We start from the raw sequence: 24,718 nt of genomic DNA, 5'->3' as shown, positions 1-24,718 counted from the left end.
CGGTCTCCCGAGTCGTGGTGAGCGATGCTCTGGCCAGGCTCGCCGATGTCGCCGTGGCTGAACGGAACCGGTTGGCTACGAGGCTGCGCGGTACCGGCAGGGAGTTCGACCTCGACCCGGCGGCTCTGGACGGTGATGCGCTGGAGCGGCTGCACCGCGATCGGGAGTACGTGGAACAACAGCTGCCGCGTCAGCCGCATGAGCCGGTGACGCCGGCGATGATCCGCGCGCAGGCGTGGCGGCTTCGGGATCAGGGTAGGGACCGGGCAGCGTCCAAGGTGGAAAGCCTGCCACAGCTCAACGAGGTGATCGCGGACGCGACGCGACTGCTGGACGCCCAGGCCAGGATGCGGGACATCTCCGCGCTGCAGGCGGCGCTGCGCCAGGCGCATTCCCGGACCGCGGTAGCCGCACAAGGATTCGAGTCGCGTCGGGCCGAACATGTGAGCCGGTACCCGCAAGACGAATCCGAATTGGCAGGGGCGCTGCAGGATTCGTCCCCGCTACGCGCTGAGTCGGCATCTGCGGTCGGCCGGCGGCGGCGCTCGCTGCGCGCGTTGCTCGAATTGGCCGACAACCATCGGCGTCGCAGTGAACAGGCCGCTGTGCTGGACCAGCGGGCGAACGACCTCGCGGACCTGGCCCGCCGCCGCCACGAAGCGGCGAGCCGCCGCGACCGCGCCCGGGGCGCGCTGCTGGAGTCGGCCGCCAAAGAGTTCTGGAACACCTCAACCGTCGAACTGCCCGAGGTGCTGCGCGCGAAACGTATCGCACTCCAGCGCGAACTCGCCCGTGAGCTGCACACGAAACTGGCTCGGGAAATGGGTGTTCCGGTGCCGGAGACCGACGAGCATGAGCCGCTGTCTATTGCCTTGATCGAGCAGATGGTGACCCAACCCGACGGGGTCAGCCCCCTGACTGATTCCGCGACCGGCAAGCGGGATGGCGATCTGGACGCCAAGGCCAGGGCGGTGCTGGCGCTGGACAGCGTGGTCGACGCCGCGGTCGACCATGCCACGGCCGCCGTGAAAGTCGAGTGGCTCGACGCGGCGTTGCGCACCGGACTGGCCACCCAGCACGCGCAGGCCGCGTCCGTTGATGCGACGGTCGACTACCGGCGCCCGCAAGGCGGTATCGAGCACCTGGTGGCCGAGGGGCCGAAGATCTGCGTGCCGGAGGCGCGGCGGGATATGTGGGCGGCGCTGGGGCAGGAGCCGCCCGAGGGGTTGGTCGAGGCGGATCTGGGTGGGGTGTTGTTGAGGGATGTTCCGGCAGTGGTCGGGGCGGGTTGGGATCCGGCGATCACCGAGTTGGAACAGGTGCGCGATCGGGTGGCGGCTTCCGGGAAGCCGATGGTTGCGGTGCTGGTGTACGGGGGTGTGGACGGGCGTCCGCCACAGTGGGGTCATGCGGTCAATGTGAAATTGGTCGACGGCGTGGTGATGGTGCACGAGTTCGGGGACGATGTCCCGTTCGAGGAGTGGTCGCCGTCCGCGCCTGTGGTTGCGGTGTTAGGGGTGCGGGTCGCGGAAGGCCCGCAGGATCGGGTTGTTTCGGAACTTCCGGAGCATGCCCGGGATTTCGCCGATGTCCGGGTCGGAGTCCGGTTCGACGGAAGCGAAGATCCGAATGACGAACTGCCGGCGGGCCCCGGGCGCGACGACAAGGAGGGTGCGGGGTCCGGTGTCGGATTGGGTGAACACCTGCGGTGGGTGCGTGCGGATACGGCGGCCGAGCTCGAGCGTGGTGGTGTGATCGAGGGGGCGTCGGGGTCCGATCTCGACCTGGCGCTCGAGGTCGGCGGGGTGTCATCGGCTCGGTTGCGGGAGCGTGTCGGCCGGATCGATGTCTTGGCGGCGGCGCTGGGCGAGGCGCATGTGCAGCGGCAGGGGGCCGAGGCGAACCTCACCGTACGTATAGCCGAGTGCCGAAATTTGGACGAGCTGGTCGTTCGACCTGGATCGGAAGAGCTGAACGACATGCCTCGGCTGCGCGACATGGTCCGGGACGATCTCGCGTCGCTGCTCAGCCTGAGGGGTGCCGAGCGTGTCGAGGATCTGCCAGTGAACCCGGCACGGCGCATCGCTGAGGTGCTCGAGGCCGAGTTGCGGGAGCTCGACGCGGTGGTCGTCGCCATCGAGGACTTCGAATACCGCCGAGGCCTGCTCGAGAGGCTCCGGGAGAAAGTCCAGGAGCTCGAGCAGCAGGCGAAAACCATCCGCATGGCCCGGTCGGAGCTCACCGAGGCGCAGACACCGCTCGACTCGACTCGAGGGCTGGCGGACCAGCTGCGCGTAGCCCAGAACAACTTCGAAGAGGACCTGCAGAGGGTGGTCCGGGAATTCGTGGAGCGTCGCGGGGTTGAATTGGGTAGCGAGTTGGATACGGCGCGGCGTGCGGCCGACGGTATTTCCCGGAGGCCGCTTCCCCAAATTCCCGGAATTACCCAGTCGCTCGGCCATCTCTCGATGTCCGACGATGATCTCGCGGAATTGCTGCAAGGAGACTCGCCGACTCGAGTCGAATGGGCGCGGCAGCTCGACGCGGAGCGTCGTGAGTTGGCCCAGATGATCGACGTACCTGTCGAAGGTTTGACCATTTACGAGCAAATGCTCTGGATAGTGGAAGAATTCGACCGTTTCGAGCGAGGAGAACTGCCGGCCGAGACGATCGCGACTTACAAGGATTTTGTGGCACGGTTTCGCGTGATGAACGCGGTGAACGACGTCGACCGCCACAACGTGCGTGCGCGCCGTATCGATGAGCTGGATGCGGCATTGCGAGACAACCGCACATGGCTGGATCAGGCCAGCGCCCAAGGCGTTCCCGGCGTTAGTCTGGCCAGTCGTTTCCACCGACTGGCCGCGCAGGCCCATCGACTCGACCAGGTGGCCGGTAAGCGGAATCGCCTGTCGGAACGGGATCGCGAAATGCTCGGTCAGCTGTGCGAGAAGCATGGCTTCCGGCTGTGGCGATTGCGTCCGGGTTGGGAGGAACAGGAACGGCTGGAGCGCGAACTGGCTATTGCGCGGGATGGCGTGGAATCCGTGCTCGGGCTCGATCCGGCGACGCCTGGCGATGATCCGGCGACGATCGGTGATGAGGAGCTGAGGGAACTCGCGAAACGTCAGGGCCAGCCGTCGGGTCGGCCGGGCCTGGGGGATGAACAAGGGAAGATCAAGCCGTTCCGTATCGACACGATATCGGGCCCGTTGTGGCGCTCGCTTAAAGCGAGGCTGGTGCAAGATTATGTGGAGCTTCGCCGGATAGCCGTGGATGCCGGGAAGGTCGAGGAGTCTCGGCGGCTGGACGTCGAGTTGGACAACGGTCTGGCCGACGCGGTTCGGGGCTTTGCTGGTATCCGGTCCACCGATTTCAGCGACGCCCGCGTGGGGCGGGAATTGAAGCAGCTCGGTATCGACAATCTCGACAGCGGCGAGACGCCCGCGCTGCTACGTGACGTCACCGCCGACCCACCAGTTTCGGATGGCACCACGCCGTACGATGAGTCATCATCTGATCGAGGGCCGGTCGACAGGATCAGCCAGTCCGTGGCTACGCATGATGACGGAATCAGTCCAGCCGCAACGGAGCTGGCGGAAGGTGATGTCGTCAATCGTGAGCGGCTGGCCGGCGACTGGAAGCGGTGGGCTCGATGGGGTGGGTTCGCGGAGCTGGAGTTTCTGGCGAATAATGCGACGGCGCGGGCGGTCGAGTATCGAACCCAGGCTTACTTGCAGGTGTATCGGGTGGATGACACATCCAGGCCTCATGTGGTCGAGGCGCAGCTGTATGTGGGTGATCCGGATGCCAGTGTCGTTGAGCTGCATGTCTTTCCAGGTTGTCGGCCCGCATTGTCTGCGGGTCGGGAGATACTGCCGTTCTTGTTCGCTGGTTTCGCGGCGCTGTCGGGGCGGGCTGCGGACACGCCGGTGGCGATAGTCGCGCGTTTCAGCGATGTGGTTGGGCCATCGGTGGATACGAAGCTCACCGATGCGCAGCGCAATGAGTTGTTCGCGCGTGGGTTGTTGGACGAAGTCCGGCGGCAAGCTTTCGGTGGGCGGCGTGTCCATCTGGTTCTGCACGGCGCGGCCGGCTCGGCGACGGGACATACGGCCGCGGACCTCGGCCAGCTGGTTTCGGCGGTGACCTACATGGGGACGAGGGGCGCGGGGCCGATCACCGACGCGAGCGCCTGGGGCGGCGTGCTTGTGCGTTTCGCTCGAGCCGACTGGTTTTCGGAACCGTCCAAGACGGCGGCAGTCACGGCTGGGCCTGATCCGTATGACACGAGTTTCGGTGCGCTGTCGATTTATGGGGCGCCCGGTGATTTGGCCGATGTCACCTTGGGGGCCGCGAGACCGGTGAGTCACCCGACCGAGGTGCCGCCTCTTTACCCGGTCGATCCCTGGTATGAGCGGCTCGTCGTCGGGCCGGGTGAATCTCCGGATGCCCTCGTAGAGCGGGTGAATGATGCGCTGCGTGAGCGTGGATCCGACAGCTCACCACGGCTGCTGCCTGCGACAGGCACGCTGGCATCGCTGCTGGCTTCCTACGGGTTGTCCCGGCCACGTGCCCGTGAGGTGGCTCTTTATCTGCGTACATTCCCGGTTGCGGGTGGTAACGAGATCCGTATCGAGGTCAAGGCGTTACTCGGCTTCCCCAAGCGGGGCGAGCAGAGCGTGGGAGAGTTGCGGCTGCAGGTCCCGCACGCCGGCGACGGAACAGCCGATTTCGAAGAATGGCTGCAGGTATCGCTGTGGATGAGCAGAGGGCGCCGTGGTGGGCGAGCCATCGGTGCGCTGATGAGTGGTCTCACCGACCATCTGCCGCGGGTATCGGCCGAGAAAGTGCGATCCCGGGTGGCCGGTGCGGTTGACGCCGGCCGTAGGCATTGGCACGAACCGGGGAACCGGTTCGAATTGACGATCTCCGGTTCGCGGGTAAACCAGGAATTCGCGGTGGTGGCATGGCACCGCGGGCACGGTATTTTCCCGGTTGCCGCGGACGTGGTTTTCGCCGCTGCCTCGGATACCGGAGGCCATGCGCTGGGGCAGTGCGGGCGGTTGCTGTTGCAGAGATTCCAGGAGCGCACCGGCCGCGGTGACATCGTGATACCCGACGAGATCGGCCCGGACGGTATGCCGGTCGATGTTCTCCAGAAAGAGATCGGCGGGAAGCTGAACAACGGGGGGAGGTTGCAATACTTCGCCAATCTCGGCGACCTCCTGGACCGACTGTCCGCGTTGGAACGGCAGCTGACGTCGCCGGATGGGAAGGTTCCAGCGGACTTCGAGGGGCTATCGGTGACGATTGCCGTGCCGCCCCCAGCCGGATCCGACGAGGGTCACTGCTACGAATTGGTCTTGCACGTCTCGCAGGATGGCACGCCACGGTGGGAACGAGAAGACCCGGACCCGCAAGAAGATGATGTCGAGGGTCCGGTCTGGGCTCAGCTTTCCAATCCCCAGGGCCACCCGATCTCGTTCGCAGGCGCCGATTTCCTCGATCTCGACGGCGCGGGACCACACTTCAACGTCACCCGCTCCTCCCGACCGGACGACTCTGTCGATCGGAGATGCGTTGCGGCGGTGGTAGCGGGTAATACAGCCGCCTTTGCGGAGTTGTACGACCGGCATGTCGAATCCGCCCGGGAATTGGCCAGCGCGATCGTTCACGACGAGTTCGCCGTGGATGATGTGGTGGCCGAGGGTTTCGCCGAACTGCTCGGTAGATTGCGCGACAGCGGCGATCATCCACCGATGCGCAGTTTCCGGGCGTCCTTGCGTGCGGCGATACGGCGCGCTGCCGAGAATCTGCGTCGGGAGGAGCAGTGGCTGGTCGTCACCGATGACCAACGCACATTGGACGGTGTTGTGTCGCCGGATGATTCGGTGGTGCAAGGTGCGAACGAGCGATTGGTCGCCGAGGCGTTTGAGCTGTTGCCGGAGCGATTGCGTGAGATTCTGCAACTGACGGTGGTCGCGGGGGACACGTTCGACTCGGTAGCCCAGCATTTCGGGTTGTCCGCGGGGGCTTTGTCGTCGCTGGAAAGTAAGGCGAGGGAAGAGCTACGACGAGCCTTATGGTCCAGCGCTCACGGCGGTTCCGTGGTTTCGCGGCACACATTTCTACGATCGTTCCCTCTGCTGTGGATGTGGCCCGACGAAGTGTCCGCGGTCGGCTCCGACGATGGGTATGTGCTGCTGCCGGAGGAACGGCAGCTCCTAGACGGTCGGGTATCAGAGCCAGTCCGCCAGGCCGTTATCGAGGCTGCTTTGGCGCGTACTGCACTCGAGGCTTTGGGTGTTCAAGACACATCACTTTCGCGCGGCAGCGCAGGCGAGCTGGTGTGGCCGCCGGGCATTGTCGGCACCATTGTGCGTACGCCGTATTACAGCGTGGTCGCGGTGACTTATGCGCGTTTCGTTCGGTCGATCGGCGGCGACGCCGATATCCACGAGGGATTGCCCGGCACGACACTGAACGAAATCGCGCTCCCCGATGAACGAGCCTGGCTCGACAGGCTGGGACTCGATAGCGGGGTCCGGTGGGATCGGGTGCTGCTGTCGGTGAAGCGCAGCGCTCTCGATGCCTTGCGCCCTCTGGTCCGGCGCCAGATGGACTTCAGGGATGTGCTGGTCACACCGGATCAGCTATTGGACAAGTTCGGATGGTCCGAGGGAAAGGCTCACGGCACGTTCCGGGCACGCCCGTTGGCCGGCGGTTCGACCGCGGACGGATTGCCCCTGGACGAGGTCACCGTACGGTTCATGATCCTGGATGAGAGTGTGGTGACAGCGGTCACCGCGTATCGGTCGGAGCCGAAATCTGAAATGGAGAAGCAGTTCCGACAGCTTGTAAGGTCCGGTGCTCACCGGTTGCTTACCGCTTCCATTGTCGACGAACAAGGTGCAGGCCAGGTCCCTGTTTACCCGGCCGAGAGATCACAGCCGAATCCTCGCGACCTGTCATCGGTACCGCCGCTGTATGAATTGCTCGGCGTCAGCGGCGATGCGAGCAATGATTTGGTGGCTGCGGGGAAATTTCCCGGCCGAACGTCCAGTGCCGACTACAGCCTGGTGTCGGAAATGAACCGTGTCCTCGCGGAGCGGATGGCCGGCCTGCAAGGGTTGTACCACCGGACGGCCGACCGCGAGTACTGGCTGGAAACCATCGATGTCGAAAGCTATTTGCCGGTTTCGATCAAATACCAGGCCCTCATTCACGACGGCAATTATCCAATCGGGTACTTCAAGGCCCGATTCGCGATCGAGTCCGACGCACCCCATCGGATAATCGTCCATAATCCCGAAGTGTGGCTCGAGGAATCCGCCCGTAAAAACGGCTTCTTTACCGCGTTCTCCGCAGCGATGGTTGATTGGTTTCGTCGTTCCAGAGTCGCGTGGATAACGGTCATGGTGAGCCTCGAACAGAGCCCCACGGCGGCGCGCCTCGGGTTGGACTGGCATCCCGATGGTTACGCCACTTCGGTCTCGATGGTGAGGGAGGCGATCGCCGACATCTATGCCGCGGGGTTGGCGGATCCAGAGGACTATAACTACGCCGGCGTTCACGTATCGCTTCGGAAACTCGGCCGGCTCTCCCATCACGATCGGCGATTGTTGATCGCTCTCTACTCCAGGCTCGAAGGACCGGCCGTTGGTCACCTGTCGCCGAACGAGATCGTGCGACTGAAAGGCGACGATGGGAGGCTGGGGGAGCGAATCATGGCGAGGGTGGAATGGCCAGCGGTCAAAATAGTGACCCCGGAGGCTGCCGCCGGACTCGTCATCGGCCATTCTCCGTCGTCGGATCCGCCGCCACACGGTCCCACCGACGAATGGTTACTGGCGACCACGCCTGTACCCACCGCCGACCGTGGGTTCGGTACCGACGACGGTGGAGCGCCCTATGCCCAGCCCGACAACCTTCCCGTCAACGGGTGTTGGCTGTGGGTGCTGAACGTACATAAGCGCCGGACCGGGCGGCTGGACCTCATTGTTCCCCCGTTCGGTACGCACCCGAGCGGGATGCTTCTCCGCGACTTGGTGTACCACGTGGGCGAGCCGCCGGTGCGGCAGTTCCCGACCGAGTCGGACCCGACGCCGCGCCTACACACCGGGGTCGAGGCGGCCCTTCTCGAGTTGGTGGCGGCATTCGATGACCCGAGGCAGCGTAACGGTGTCTCGGTCATCGTGGTGGAAGAGACCGACCGGACCGACGGGCTCGGGGCGAGTGCCCACGTCTGCCGGTGGGAGTACCAGTGCGACGACCGCGGGAACAACGGCCGGATCGAGGTGCAGGATCCCGGCACGCCTCAGATGATCGGTGATCCCGATCCGCCAGATCAGGCGACGCCGAAGGGCATCTGGGCGATGGCCTTCGACCAGTGGGGTGTTCCTCTGGAATTGCCGGGGGGCGAAGCGGCCGTCGGTAACTATCTGGATGTCAGGGTCGGCCGATCACCGGGTGACCGCCGCGTACCAGACCCTGCCGAAGGTCCGAAAAGGGGCACCGCTGGCGTCCCTGCCATCGGTGCCGTGTTGAACAAGCTGTATAACGAGAACGCCGCTCACATTGAGAAACTATTCGGCCAACTCGTGCAGAAATTCGAGCCGCACGACGTGCAGGTATCGGAGTTGGTGCGGCCCGGGTCGCCGACCTGGGTCGAGTGGATGAACAGGCTCAACGATGCGCGGGCGCGGCTGGCCGGCATGCCCGAAGTAAACATCCCGGCCACATACTTGGCCGACGATCTACTGGCGCAGCAGGTGCTGGCAGACCTGGCCGATCGCTACGACATGTCGCCGGAACTGCGCGAGGCACAAGAGGATTTCGAGGCGCTGCACGAGCAGATGACGAAGGTCTTGGAATACGACCGCCTCGAGAAGCAGCTCCAACGGATCGGTGCGCTGCGGGACGCATTAAAAGACGCCCATCTGCGCCGAGAGTTCGAGGCGAATATTCCAGAAGCGCAACGGAATGCCAAGATCGACCAGGAAATCCGGCGGCTGTTCGCGGCCGTCCGCGAGCTCGACCAGTTGGCTATGGACATCCTGGATGCCGAATTCCCGGATCTGCATCCGGGGCAGGTCCGGGGCCAGGTAATCAATTGGGCCGAATACAACCTGTGGGGTCAGCAGGCGCCGACGCTTCCCGGGTGGAACGCGATGGCGCGGCTGCGCGAGCTGTTCGAGCAGGTGGGGGACAGGTTGGCCGGCAAGCCGTATCTGGGTGTCGACCCCCGGCCATTGAGTCCCGAAGATCTGGTCCGATTGGCACCGGACATTCCGGAAACCGACCGGCCCATCCACGATCTCGACGAGATGTCGGCTCGGTTGTGGGATAGCGAAAAAGCACGTTTGGCGACACAATTTCAGGAGCTTCGGCAGCTGCTGGGCATTGTCGACCGAATCGTCGAACACCAGACTTGGCAACGTCGGCTCAACGACGATCTCGATGCCGGGCTGGCAGATGCGGTCACCCGATGGGATACCGAGGTGGGACGGATTCGGCCTGATTCCGCCCGCGACCAACCACGCTCCCCGCGTCGATCGGATCGGCTCGTTTCCGACACTGAGTCCACGTCGTCTTCCTCACATCCTGGTGCATCACCACATGATCCCGCCCCGGTTTCGCAGGGCTCAGCCGCAGGCACTACCCGGGGCGCCGAACCGGTAGCGGCACCGGATGCACAGACCGTGCCGGGGGATGTAGCGGCACCGCAGGGAGGAACGTCGTCGAGTGTGGCGTCGAGCCTGTCCACCACAGGTCCCGGTTCGGGTTCGGTACGGGACGACGCGACAACTCGCTCCGTCAGCGACGTCTATCGGCAGGCCTACGAGGATCTGATCGCCGAACGGGCTGAGGCAGCGGCGGAATTGGCGAAGACAGCTGGCAAGGCGGACGCCGACCTGGAGATCTTGAACTCGGATCGTTACCGCGAGGTTGCCGCCATGGTCGGTCGGCTCGAGGAATTCGGTGACGTGTCGATGTACGCGACGCCGTGGCGACACGCGCTGTTGGAGAAGCATGCCCGCGCGGTGTTGCTATGGGGGGAAGCGCTGCATGTACTGCGGGATGTCGCCGCTGCGGCGGGCGCTGATCTGGTGGCGCTGGAGTCGGGGGCCCGGGCTGAGGCCGAGATGGAGATGTGGAAGGGGCGGATTCCGGATAGCGCCTATCGGGAGTTGTCCTCGGCGCTGAGAAACTATTCCGACGCATCGGAATCTGTTCGTTCGGTGGAGCGGGATATCGCCGCACACGACGCCGTGGTGGAAAGCCGTATTGCCACCATGGATCCGAGCGAATCCCCTCTCGTGCAACGAATTCAAGGCTTGTCGGCAGAGCGGCCGGCAGCGACCGTGGCGTTCGGTTGGGGTGATGGGCGGGCGGTGGAGGTGGCCGCGTTGGCGTTGGGGGACAAGCTGCGGGAGTCGGGCTGGCGTGACGAGGATCGGATCGCCGCGGCGATGGAGGTGGTGCGTAACGCCGGACTCGACGCGCTGCGATTCGTGGCGGACTTCCCCGCACCGGAGGAGTTGAAGCAGTTCGAAGGTATGAAGGCGTTCGACTTTAGATACTTAGGTTCTCGCCCCGGAATGGATTCGGTAAAGGTCACCGTCCGCGAAATGGTGTCATCGCCACGGCTGCTGTTGACGGTGCGATTATCGGCGGATGCCGATGTCCGATCGCTGCACGTGTCCGTCGAATGCGATCAATACCGCCCACGGGGGCCGCTCGATGAATCAGTCGCCAAAGATCTGGAAGTGCTTGTTCCACACCACAGTGCCAACGCGGTGGGTGCGGAGGTCTACCGTTCGCTGAGGGCTGCCACGCGGTCGGGGGTGGAGCCGCACGGGGAAGTCTGGGCGCATTTCGAAGAGCCGCGCGTCGTGGACGAATCGGTGCGGCGTCCCGTCGACGGCGGTGAGGATGCCGAGCCATCGGACCGCCTGGCCAGGGTTTTCGAGGTCAAGAAACAGGTGGTTGAGAAACTGTACGACGATCACCATGTCCGGTTGCTCGGATGGGAGTACTCGGATGTCCGCGTGGACGCCCTGGCCTCCGCCGATCGCACATTGCGCGACCTGATCGCGGAATACGGTGGCAGGCACAATCTTCGAGAAGTGCGCTTCGTCGATAAGAATTCACTGAGACGCGACGGTGGGTGGCGTACGGCAGAAATGTATTTTTGCGGGTCCCGTTATGGCGGGAAGGACGATAATTACTACTCAGCCATCGCGATCGATCGAAGGGTGGTGGTCGACCAAAAAAGGTCGGCGAAGGCATTGCGGAAGTCGCAGGCGGCTGGCTTGTTGAGCCGATCGCCGGGGGATCTGATCGCCGCTGTCCTACGCCATGAATTCGTCCATGTAGTGGATCAATATCGCCGTATTGTGTTCGACGACAGCATGCGAGAGGGGTTGAAAAAGGCCTTCGACGTTTATTGCAGCCGCGGGTTGATACCGCGGTACACCGGATTCGACGCTTGGGTGAAGCGGCTTCCACGCTATGTCTTCGTCGGCGGTGACCCGGCGAAGGGGTGGAAGGACATGGAGGTGTTGGCGGAGGGGAGCGTGGCCGGGGCGGTGGACGTGTCGCTGCCGTTGACCGATCCGGCGCGGGTGGTGCACGCGTTGTCGCATCGACTCGACGCGGAAGAGTTCGCGAACACCATGGCGGCTTGGGCGGAGGCGCACCGGGTCGACCGGTTGGGGGTGTCGGTTGCCGACGAGAGCCGAGGTTGGCTGCGGCGGCTGTTCGCGAAAGTGCGTGGCCCGGCGCCCGCCGCCGAGGGCGACGGGAGGTACGAGCGCCCGGATGTGCCGTGGCCGCATGAGCACAACCTGTGCGGTTTGTTGACGACGCGGGACATCGGCGCTGTGACGGGCAGGGACGATCTCGACGGGTTCACCACCGGGCCCGAGGGAGTGCTGGTCAGCAGTATCGAGAAGAAGATGGGTGGGCCGAAACAGGTTTTCACGGATATCGGCGAGGCCGTGGCCCGGCTGCGGGGATGGGGTGCACGGCTCGACGCGGAGAATCCGGGCAGCGGCCGGGAGGTGGGGCTTCTGGTGTTCGATCCGACGTACACCGGACAGGGCCGGGAACACGGAGATCTCGGCCACGCGTATTGGCTGGTTCGTCGGGTGGACGCGGCAGGAACCGTGCGGATCGAGCAGCGCGACCCGGGCAAGGGTGTGCTCCAACCCAATTTCGTGCCTGCGCGGGAGTCTGCCGGTCGCCAAGTGTTCGGCACGTTCCTCGACTCCAACGGTGAGCGGGTGGAAGTCGCCGACGCCGACGGCATCGTGCGGACCAGCGACCACGACTTCTCTGTCGGCGCGTCCAGCAAGGATCGGCCGACGGAGCACGACGATGCGGATACCGTGCGGTCCGGACCCGAGACAGGCGTCGCTGTTAAGCATCCTGGAGATTTCGTTGTCACCCTCCCGAACGGGTGCAGGTTGCAGTGTCGCGTCGAAGGTCCGGAAGACGGGGCGCCGATATTCCAACTTCACGGATCGCCCGGCAGTCGCGTAGACACTGCTCCAGCCGAGCTGCTCGATCGACTGAAGGTGCGTCTGATCACGTATGACAGGCCGGGTTATGGCGGCTCGGACCCGCAGGAGGGTCTCGATGTCGCCTCGGGCGCAACGCACATCCGAGCGATCGCCGACCACCTTGGTATCGATAGGTTCGCCGTCGTCGGTCGATCGGGCGGGTCCGCGTATGCGGCGGCAGCGGCTGCCGGATTGCCCGATCGGGTCACGCGGGTCGCGCTTCTCGTCCCTAACGCGCCTGCTGCCCTGATGGGGGACAAGTACGACGTGGGCACTACTCAGCAAGCCGACAAGGGTAAGCGGCTCGACGAGGTGAGAGCGAAACGACGCGAAGACTTCTACAAAAATCCTACCGATCCGATGACGATTATCGGTATTCCTCGTGATCAACTCGGCGAGGTAGACAGGGAGATTGTCGAAAAATATTCGGAGGACCTCTGTCGAAGTTACGCTGAAGGTCTGAGGGAGGGTACTGCGGGCTGGGATGGGGACATGAACAGAAAGAATGGGGACTGGGGGTTTGAATTCAGTGACATAAAGTGTGAAGTTATCGTCTGGACTGCCAGCGGGGACGGGTTTACGCCGCCGGCGTATGCCGAGAGGATCGCCGGGCAGTTTTCGCCTGGACAAGGGCGACTTTATATGGTTCCAGGCGAAGAAGTCGGCCATTTAGGTGGGATGGATACCAAGCCCGGCGTGTATGCGTGGCTTTCCGGCCAGGGGAATTTGACGCGTTTCCCTTCCGGCCCGCCCCTCGGCCCTCCAGGGACACCTATTCTCACCACGCTCGACCAGTGGACACAGCTCGCCGATTCCGGTGACACCGGTAGCCGATCCGGCCTGGCGGTGCACCAACCCGGACTGGCCGCCCAGCACGCGCCCGGCGAATTGTTCGCTGCCTTCGATGAATCGCCGACGGTGGTGGCGGCACAATCGAAGGCGCAGGCGCCTGTTGCCGGGACTGTGGCGCGGCGTGACGATGAGGACGACCCGGTCTTCCGCCACATACGGAACCAAGTGTTCGGCTCAAATGCGGACCCTGCTGCGCGGGCAGCCTGGCTCCGCGAGCTCGTGGAATTGACGGAACTCGGCTACGGAAAATGGGCGGATTACTTTTTCGATCGCGTCGTGGAACTGCCGGAATTCGAGGATCACGACACTCCGCTGGGGGCGCGTAAAGCCGAGCCGTATGCCGATCTGTCTAGGGTGATCGAAGGGCGGCCGGAGATTAGCGGGCCGCAGCCGTCGAAGCTCGCCGCCCTGATCACGGTCTGCAGGGTACTGAACTTGACTGCCGACGATTCCGTGTGCGACATCGGCGCGGCCCGCGGTAGGGCCTGCCTGTTCTTCGCGCTGGCTACCTTGGCCCAACGGGTGGTCGGGATCGAGATCGAACCCGAATACGCGCGCGATGCCGCTGCGCGCGCAAGCAAGCTGGGCTTGTTGCACGTGGACATCGTGAACACGGACGCGCTCGATGGCGCTCTTCCTGACTGCACAGTCTTCTACCTCTACAGCCCGGTCCGCTGGACAGGGGAGGGAGAAGCAGTGGGCATGCTTGTGGATCGACTTGCGGAATTGGGTGCTCGAAAGCGTATCCGAGTTGTCGTCACGGGTTTGCCCACGCAGCTGCTCCTGTTGGAAAAGACCGGTGTATTTTCGGCGGAGCCGGTGGGGGACGCGGCCGATTGGATCGTGTTCACGAGCCAACCAGCAGCACTCGAGCTCGACCAGTCGGGGGACAGCGGCCATGATGTCGCGGATGCGGTGGCCGCTGATGGCCGCGATGGGCCCCCGCTGCCGAGCGTGAACGTCAACATGTCGGCGAATGGTCATGCCGATCGCGGGAAGCCACCAGGGGAAGACCCGTACCACGCACTTGTCCGACGTGGCGGGTTGTTTTTGTCGGGGCACCCATCCGGTGCCAGCAGTCCCGACGACGGTGTCGACGCGGTGAATTCCGCGACAGAGGGTTCTTTCGATCCGATCGGCGAGCTGGATCAGCAGGCCAGGACCCTGGAGAAGGCGCGTGCCGAGTCGAAAGGCGAACTCGATCGATTGGCCGAGATGTGGGGTTGGGATCCGCAGTCCTTGTCCCTGGGGTCGGCGGAATTGAATGCTTTGCAGCGCGAGTTCGAAATCAAGACCGTAGAGCTCACTCGGCTGTTCCGGAAGGGGTGGCCGCCACGGCAGCAGCTGTCTCGGGTGATCGATAGTCTGCAAAACGGATTGCGGACTCTGGGCCATGCGGGTTGGCAGGATTTCACGCAAAGGCTGAGAACAGGTGGGCTTGTCGATTTCGATAAGCGCACGATCGTACGCGGGGTCAATTTCGAGGTCTTGGTCTCGAAATTGCAGCTCGACTATGGGCGTACTAGTCGTGCTCACTACCATTACCCAGACTTGGCCAAACTGTTCGGGGTGACGGAGCAGAACCTGCAGCCGGGCGGTGAGGTCGTGGCGGGTGGGGATCCATTGGCCGAATGGCGGCTGCTGGGTGCGACTGCGGGATCCAGTGATATCGGGAAACTGGTCAATGCGGTAACGGCTTACCTCGAGATCGGCCGGATGCTCGAGCTTCCTTTCGAGCTCGAGCGGATGGGGATGGAGATCGGTCGGCTTCGTGCGGAGCAAGCTCGACTCGAGTTGGCCGGTCTCGAACGGCAGCGTGCGGCATCGGTCGAGGGGATCGACACGGATAATGATCTCGACTCGCAGATCAGTCGACTCGAACTGGCTCACGCCAAGGCCCGCTACCACCAGCAAGGATGCCGGTTGCGGCTGGTCGCTGCGGAGTTCGGTATCGATGCACGGCCTACCAACGCGTGGCGAATGGTGCAGCAGATCGAGGCTGTGCGAGCCGACTCGCGGTATTCGCGGAGTGACGTCGAGAAGTTGGTCAGTGCTTTCGAGGACTATAAAGATGTGGCTGCGACCCTCGACCCACGTGTTCGTGAGTCGATGGCCATATCGTCGTTGGAGCGGGTCGATTCCGGTGCTACAGAGAACGAAATAAGGCAGCCACAGCGACAGTCGAACGCCATCGAGCCTGTCGAGGACGTGGATGCGACGGTTCGTTGGCTCGACGAGCTGACTCGGGTCCGGAACCTGCGGGACAGATGGGCCGAACTGTGCGTCGTGAAGCCGGCGGAGTTGAATTCGAGGCTCGAGTCGTTACGTCGTGAGTTCGCAGCGCTGACAGAGCAACTGGCCGGTACCTCCCCCACGGGTAGACCCACTGTTGGATCGGTGCAGCGAGCCAAGGATGAGTGGGATACCGAATGGCGGCGACCGACGGGCGGAACGAGAAAGGATTGGGACCGGGCTTCTGAGATCTACCAGAAGCGACACGATGCGGTGCGCTACCGAAATCTGCACTTCCTACTCCAGTACGCCGACGAGTGCGTGCGCTTGGGTGCACAGCTGGGGCAGGTTCTTCCTGTGCACGATCAGATGGTCGAAGAGCTAGGAGGGAATTCAGCGGAACGCCAACGCGGGCGCCCTGACTGGGTGTCGGTAGGTGATCCGCGGGTATATGAACCGACCCAGGCGGCCAACGCCGAGTTGCATAAGTGGGGCCGGCGGATCACCGAAGCCGCGACCAAGCGCAGGCGGGTGTTCGACCATATTGTCGAGCGGGCTCGCCTGCTCGGAGTGGAGGATCCGGACAACCTGAGCCTGCGTGAGCTGAAGACGGCTGTTGCTCGCCTGATCGCCGAGTACCAGGCCCGGGCCCACACATTCCGGGATCAGCCGCCGCTGTCCAACCAGAAAGAGAGGGCGGAAGCCGAAGCCTTCCACGTCGAAAATCTCGGCAATGACATTCTGGGGTGCTTCATATTATTCGATTACGCGTACGCCGCCGAACGCACCGTGCGCGCCGAGGCGGCAACGGCGATCGCGCATGAGTTGATCCAGCGGGACGTAATCGAGGCGCAGGGGGGACGACAACTGGCCCCTGGTGTGGCGGTAGTGGAGGCCGATGGCGAACCGCCGCAGGTGTTCGTGGTGGGGCCGGTGTCGGGTCTGGATCGAGTACTGGAAACGGTGGCGCCCGAGATTCGCGAAGAGCTGACACGCCGCAACGCCCGATTCCACTACCGCCATGTCGTCATCGACGCGCACGGTGGGCCGTTCGTCCACGCTGTTCGGCCGACCCACCACCACGTGGAGCCGGGCCCGCATATCGTGCCCGAATCGCAGACCTCGCACGTCGCGGAGGCCGGTGGCGAGGAGGTGGGGAATGCGGCGCATGTCATCGAGCGGGAGTCCGCCGAGGGCTCGGTCCATCGTTCCCTTCCGCGGGTGGTGTTGTCGCCGGAAGGGCTTCGTGAGTACGAGGACGTGGTGCGGCTTGTGGACAATGCCGCCGAACAGCTGCGGGTGTGGCGACAGAAGCGCGATGCCCTCGCCGACCGGCTCGGTGTGTCGAATCCGGGCCGGCTGGGCTTGGGTGCTGATCCCGAAGCCCGCCGACAGGCATTCGTGGAGCTGTGGGAGCCGGTGACGGTCCGTCGGGAAGCTGTGGCCGGCGAACTCGGTATAGACCCGATGGAGTTGGAATCGGTCTCCATGTCGGACGCTGATGCCTCGGTCCGAGCCGAAATTCTTCAGCGGGAGTCCGACATTCGGGAGTTCTTCGATCTCGTCGAGCAGCATGAACAGGTGGCAACCGCTATGTCGGATGCCCGGAGCGCGCGAGACGCGGTGCTCACGAGCCGCGTCGTCGCGGCGGAGCTCGACAGCAGGGGCGACGGGCAGCAGTGGAACAACGGCGTCGGATATTTCCCGGATCCGGCGGGCGGTGCGGGCGGCGTGCTGGTGGTCGCCGTGCCGAAGGGCGAGCATATGACGACCCTGCTCGCTTTGGCGGAGGATAATCCGCAGTTCGCGAATGCGTTGTCAGCGCACGCGGCGACGCTTCTGCTGTCGTACGGGTCGAGCGTTCCGGATGCTAGCCGTGTGATGTTCATGGTGTCGCACGCGGCGGCCGAAGGATCGACCGATTTCCATGCTGCGGTCGTAGCGCTACGGGAGCGAGGCGGGCATCGGCTTGCGGGAACGGTGAGACTGCGTATCCCACATGGCGACAACGCGGGGTCCGACGAGGGTGCGCAGTTGCTTGTGGTGTTGTGCGGCGGACCCACTCGAGTCCAGGACCTGAACCTTGTGATCGAGGGGCTGGCCGGCCACTTGTCGGAAATCTCGGCCGCTGAGATGCAGGCTGGTGTCGCCCAGGTTCTGCAGGCGGGTAAAGCCTCCGTGGGCGGAATCGAGACCGGGCGACTGGAAATCGATATATCCGGACCAGCGGGACAACGGGAAGTCGGCATATCGGTATTCCACTACAACGAACCCGATATGGACGATTCACCGGTCGCCCATGTGGTCATCCGCGAGCGGACCGATGTTTCGGCGTCGGTTGCCGTCTTATCCCACAACGACAGTCCCCTGGATGACGTGGCTGTCAAATGGCGTACGCGCGCCCTTGATCTGGTGAATGGGGAGGTCGACTCCGACGGCCGCGTGTTGGAGCGGACGCCGACGCAGGGCGCGGCGGCCCAGCTCGAGTTGATGAAGTTGGGCCATGAGCACCTGGTGAGTGTTTCGGCGGTCGTCTGGGGTTCTGACGAAGCTTTAATTTTAGCTGCCCGCGCTCAGGCGGAGGCTGTCGAGCGGTTGTATCAGGAGCTGAAGAGCAGCAAAACGAGCGCCGCCGCAAGCGGGTTGGTGTTCGATTACGCCCGCATATTGGGCAATCTGCCGGGCATTCCGACGTCAGTGCGAAATGCGATCAATCGGTGGCAACTACATCAGGATGTGAGTCGATGGGGGGATGCGCCGGGGCGAGGGTTCGAAGACGCGAAAGGTCTTGTTCAGGAGGCAGAGGCGCGTTGTCCGCTCGGTACGCAGGTCAGTGTGTTGTCTTATCGAGTGAGTCACGAAGCCGAGCCGCGGGTGACCGAGCTGACGATAGTCATCGGAGACTTCGACGCTGCCCATTGTGAGGTGCATGTCCTGCAGGGGAAATCGTGTCCCGATCTGCTCGAGTATGCCCGCCGGACACTTGTACCACGCGCGATTGACGGGTACGCGGAGATGCAGCGCGGGCAGGAGTCGGGGGCGGTGGTGCTGCGAATCGGTGCGGAGGTTCCACCGCAGCACGAGGGCAGGAAGCTGCGTGGCGCCGAGGCCGCCAGATTGTTCGGGCGAGGTCTGTTGGGCGAGTTGGTTGGCTGGCAGGTCCTGCGGGAGGGGACGATTCACCTGGTTGCGTATGGCTTGGCAGGGCCTGCGGTGGGTTACGCGGCCGAACACGGCGGCCTACCGGGCGTGACAGCGGTGACGTTCATGGGAACGACAGTAGGCCCGGCAACCGATCGGGACGGTTTGGCTGGCCTGCACCTGTCGGTCGCATCCAAGCAAGGCGTGCCTGCAGAGGCATCGCCCAAGCCCACCGGTGTCGATCCGACAAAACTGGGGGCAGACAAGATCGACGGCGACCCACAACAGTTGGCGCGGATCACCATGGGCGAACTGCCGCCTGCTGGGCAGAAACGTGGTGGTCCGGTGGCTCCGCCTGCTTCGTTTGGGCCGCATGATGGGTTGCGGCCGGCGGCGCAGATCGGTGCTCGGTCGATGGAGCCCGATGATGGGGTTGCCGACTATCGATCATCTGAAGAGCCTCGCCTCAATTGCGTTGTCTGGTCGGTCAACCACATCGCCGAGGCCACCGGCAGTGCTGTGATGAACGTGCCGCCGACCGGGACTGCCCTGGCCGGTGAGGTGTGGTGGTGGGACGCGGAGCAATGGGCCGGTGGGCCGATGCGCCGGGTCGAACGCTTCGAGGAGATCGCGGATTGGGTTGTCGCCCGGCCTGATCCGGGAGACCGAGCGGAGAAGAAACATGTTCTGGTGGTTGTCGAGTACCGTCGTCGTCCCTGGGAGCGGTTGAAAGGTCTGTTGCCGGGGAAGGGGGGCAAGGCTGTGGGAAGTCATGCCTTCGTCATCGAGGCTGGCGAGGACGGGTCGGCGGCGGTTGCGGATGGTGCGTTGGGAGGCAATCCCATTCCGTTCGCGGATTGGCTGCAGCAGCAGGCACCATCCACCTCCGATTTGACCGGAATGTGGGGAATTCACACCGTGAACGGTATCCCGGTGGATTCGCCGCAGCCGATCACACTGCCGGAGGCCTGTCTTGGGGGACGAGCGGGCCGACCGAAATGGGCCGATCGACGGCCGGCGTCGCCCATCGACGGGTTGCCGCAGCCGCCGGAGGACGAACCACCGGCCTCTGCACCCGCCGAAGATCTCGGCATGTCTGTCCGTACGCCGGGTCTCGGGGGAACCGACGGTCTCGCGGTGGCGAAGAAGGTGCCGTTCGACGAGCAGGCGAAAGCTCACACAGGGGGTGAGGCCGACCCGGTCTTCCTCAAAATACGGGCCGATGAAGTGCGTCGGTTGGTCCCAGACGAATGGCATGTGAACAGGGTCTTTTCGAAGAGAAGCATCGAACAGGATCCGCTTCCGTACGACTTCACCGCCACCCTCGCAGGAGTGGAAAGCAAGACCGAGCAGGACTACCGAAACGAATTCAACAACAGGGAGACTTTCGTCGCGTTCCACAACGGCAAGTCAATTGGGCGAGTTCGTCTGGCCTTTGGAGAGGACCAGCAGGTACCGGAGCTGAAAGCGGTGAGGGTCGATCCAGTGGCTCGTGGCACAGGCACTGGAGATCTACTGATACATACTGCCTTGGAGTGGGCCCATGACCGTGACTACCGCGCCGTCAATCTCTGGGTACGCGAGAACAACGAGCACGCCATAAACCTATATCTGCGGACAGGGTTCCGACCCACCGGAGAGTCACAACTCCACTGGGTGGAAGGCGCCCCACAACTGATCGAGATGAAGCACGACCTCTCCGATATCGGATCGGTGAGGCCTTCGGCGGCTTCGTCCGCGCAAGCGCAGAGCTCAATCCCCGGAAAAGCCCCTGCCGCAGCAGTCATTGACCCCCGAGCAAGCCAGGCAGATAATCGTCCGGCTACTGGGAACCCGAAATCCATTTACCCTGGTGACAGTGGTCGTGTCCACACGACCCTGCCGCGTGCCGTCAGGCCGGAACCGGTTCCGACGGTCGGCGACGGCAGCGTGACCGTTGTCGCGCGGTCGCCATTAGAAGTGCTCCGAAAGCAGTTGGAGAAGTCAGGGCAGGATCTGGATATCACTGTGGATTTCTTTCCGGGACAGGCACGGTGGGTGACAGACGTCGCTTCCGAGCTGGCCGGAGCCTTGCGTGGGCGGGGATGGCATGACCCGGCGCAGATCGAAACGACCACCGAGTTCGTACGCACAGCGATGCTCGACGGGTTGAATTATCTCGACAGGTATGCCGTTACGGCAGCCGAGCACAATTTTGTCGACAATGGTTTGCTCGTGCGGCTTGGGATATTGACGGCCACGATGGCGGACGGCTCCGAAAAGCTGAACGTATCTGTGCAGGTAGGCCAAGAATCCCCGTTTCGGCACCCCTACAAGAAGAAGACGACATGGTTTGCCCCACTGTACAGTCGCAGCGAGGTGGGAACAGATGTCGTCGACCTGCTCGAGTCGGCCGCAGGCAGATCGGTAGTTCAGAAATGGGGTATCGAAGCGGGCGAGGTGTGGGCAGATTTCCACGAACCTCGACCGTCGGAATCGTTGTCCGGAACCGGAGAAGCCGACGGGAAGGATATCGGTACGCGCGAGCTTTCCGGCGCGAAGCAGTTGGCCGATCCGCAGGAGGAGAAGGCTCGTATCGTTCGCGATCTATTCCTCGACCACCACATCAGGTTCAGAGGGTGGGAGCACGAGGAGGTTTCGGTGACAACCGTGGCCGCCATCGACCGCGCTCTTCGCGACCGAATCGCCGAATATGGCGGACGGTACAACCTCACACGCATCTACATTCAAGACCAGGTCCCAGGCGGACGCGAAGTCATTGCCGCCGTTTCGAGTTTCGGAACAACGACTTCGGACATCCCGGATCATAACCTTTCGATGGCTTTCGCCAGGAATCATGTCAATGTTCTCGATTTTGCTGAGATCGACCGCGTGGTCGGGCATGAATGGGTCCACGTGGTGGACGATGACGGTGGCTGGGCACTCAGCCGAGGCACGCAGGCAGCGCTGACGGCGGCGTACAAATATTATCGTGCGCAGGGTGTGATTCCGCCCGAGATCACGTTCAGAAAATGGCAAAGCCAACTTCCTTCCTACGGGTTCAAGAAATTTGGTCTTCTCGGGCTTCCGCTCGGTCGCCGGTTGCTGCCCCTCGAGGCCCTGCCCGAGGGGGCGCAGGTCGGCCGACGCGATTCGTCGTTGCCGCTGACGCGACCGGAGCGGGTGCTGTACGGGTTTTCGATGACGGGCGAGGTGTCGTCGCATGCGGAGACGTATGCCAGCTGGGCGAGGATGCGTGCCGGTTATCCGATCCTCGAGCACCGCGGGTCGGTGCCTGACGGTGAGTTGGCACTGTACCGGCAGCCGGGGTCGCAGCCGCATGAGCAGCATCAGTGTGGGTCGTTGCTGGTCGAGGATGTCCGGACGGTATACGGCCGCAGTGATATCGCGAGCATGCTGGGCACGCACGGCCCGAATGGTGTGTTGGTGAGTGCCATCGAGGGTGTGATGGGCGGCCGGTCGCGGGAGCGCGCCGATATCCATGAGGTCGTGGATCGGTTGCGGGCTCGGGGGCGGTTGTTGGATGCCCGGGGTCCGGGGTCGGGCGCGAATATCGGGGTGATGGTGTTCGATCCGACGGTGACGGCGTCGGGTGAGCACGGTTGGATGGGGCATGGTAAATGGTTGATACGTCGGTTGTCCGCGGACGGGATCGAGCGGATTGAGTTGCGGGATCCCGGTAAGGGGGTATTGAAGCCGAATTATGTTCCGCCGCCGGAATTGTCTGGTGTTGCTGTGCGGGAGTTGTCCTTGGACAACACCGGACGGGTCGTCGAGGACGACGGGCCGGTTCCGCTCGATTCGGGCACTCCCGCCGACTTCTTCATCGGAGAATCCTCGGAGGGCGAAGCTGCGCCTTCGGGTTCGATGAGTCCGAAGGCGCCGTTCAGCGAGCAGGCGGCTCGGATTCAGGCGCAAGATGGCGGTGGCCGACCGGATGTATCTCTGAAAGGAAATGGGCCGCAACCAGTTCCGGCAGTCGGCGACGGCACAACTGGCGGCCAAAGCAGGGTCGGCGCATCGGCCTCTGGTGTCGAGTCGAGCCTCTCAGGCGGTGACTTGCCCGAGCTGGCAGCAGCCCGTGGTTTCGGTTCGAGCAGTGCTACCGACCTCCGGCGGCCCCTACGTACCGGTACCTGGAATATCGCCGGACTGCAGACCGTCTATTCCCATGGCATGTGGGCTTACAATCCGCGGGACATCGGTTACTTCGTCAGGGTGCTCGAAAGTGTGGACCCGATGCCCGATGTCCTCCTTCTTCAGGAAGGGCAAGTAGGTCGCGTTTTCTATGAGGGGCAACCAGGTCTGGCCAAGTCTGACCTCCGAGATCTGGCGAAGGCGCTCGGCTACCCTTACATACACGAGACCGTAATATCCATATCGCATATGTCGGATGACAAAGACTTGTCCATGGCGATCATGAGCAAATTGCCGTTCGAGCAAACATGGACGCGAAGGATTCCGGATCCTGACCTCCCGCTCACATTGTTCGGCGAGCCGGTAAAAGCGCTTCCGCGGTATGTGCAGGGTGCCAAGATCGCTGGTATTACATTCGTCAATATGTTTCCGATACCGCTAGGTGTTCTCGGGCATAGTTACGAGGCAGGCGGAGGCATTCAGCACGCCGCGGAGATCGCGCAGATACTGCGACTGATGATCGAAGGGCCTGCAGTGATCGGCGGTGATATCAATACCCCGCGCCCTGACGTGGTGTACAAGAAGCACTTCGAGGCTATGGGCCTGCTGCCCGCCTTGCCACCTGGTACGCAATCTGTGCCCGGTTGGGACGGCTCACCCGACGGGGTGTACTTTACGCGAGAATTCCTCACGGTATACGGCCTTGTCGTACCCACCCGTACCGACCATCACCTGATCCTGACCGATCTCGCTGTCGCAGACCAGGGCGTGCTGGAATCCCTCAGCCAAAGACGAGAACTGAATGCCGAGACCCCTACTAGCGGCTTGGTGAAACGGATCGAAAAGGGACCCCAGTGGAACTCAGGCCGAACCGCCGATGACAGCACTGGCTCGGACCGCTCAGCCGACGCGCACGTTTCAGGCAGGAATCTCCGGATCCCGGACCTGTCGTCTATGCCGCCGATCGGTGAATTCATCCATGGGTCGGCTGCCGATGGCAAAAAACTTCTGGGTACGCTGTCTGGGCTGAATCGAAGATATGGTCGGTACGATGTACACATCGCTCGGGCAAACTATCTGGAGGATGCCGTGGGATTTACATATCATGCCTCGATTCGCGACCCGGACAAGGGGATGGTCGGCATTCTCGAACGAAAAATTTACGAAGACCGGGGTCGAATCGTTGTCGATAATCGTGTGATGGACCTCGACGAGGATGCCATCGGGCAGGGGTTCGCCACCGCATTCAACTCCGCGATGGAGGGCTACTATCGTAGGTCCGGCGTGGATCGGATCAAAGTGTTTGCGACGGACGACGGGGGATACGCTTGGGCACGTGCAGGATACGACTTCGATACGAGTCCAGAACTCCTTGCTTGGTCCATTTCCTCGATCACGGATAAGATCCGAAGGATGTATGATAATTGTTCGCCCGATGACCAGGCGCAACTCGATGACATACTTCGTAGATTCGGCGGGCGAGTGATCGAATATCCGTCGCCGAACGAACTCGCAAGCATGACCGGTGACGACCGTGAACTCGGCAAGACGTTGATGAAAGGTACAGCATGGTATGGAGTGCGGGTCCTGTGAACGTGACTCCTGAGGAGGAAGAATTCATCCGCGCACGCAGCAAGGCCATGGCCGACGAGTTCATGGCGTTTGTGACTTCACGCGAACTGGACATGGACATGGACACGTGGCCGGATTCCGACCGCCGAGAATTCGAGATCCACAACCGTACCCTGATAGAGGAATGGAAACGCAAGGCACGAGAGTTGCGGTAG

The 24,718-nt window shown here is 63.2% G+C and carries 2 protein-coding genes (1 of these 2 running past the window's edge); both read left to right on the top strand.

The window, feature by feature from the left end; genetic code table 11:
- A protein-coding gene (locus AB0H00_RS12935; RefSeq protein WP_357265189.1) for a GNAT family N-acetyltransferase crosses the window boundary here: on the top strand, positions 1–24,524 show its 3' portion. The gene continues 16,504 nt to the left of window position 1, outside the view; only the last 24,524 of its 41,028 coding nucleotides appear in the window; its start codon lies beyond the left edge, outside the window; the stop codon is at positions 24,522–24,524.
- Positions 24,521–24,718 (top strand): hypothetical protein, encoded by a 198-nt coding sequence (locus AB0H00_RS12930; protein WP_357265187.1) that lies wholly within the window; start codon positions 24,521–24,523, stop codon positions 24,716–24,718. Before AB0H00_RS12935 ends, AB0H00_RS12930 begins: the two co-directional genes overlap by 4 nt.

The organism is Nocardia sp. NPDC023852 (genome assembly GCF_040639505.1).
Classification (GTDB): domain Bacteria; phylum Actinomycetota; class Actinomycetes; order Mycobacteriales; family Mycobacteriaceae; genus Nocardia.
This window is presented reverse-complemented; position numbering and strand designations above follow the sequence as displayed.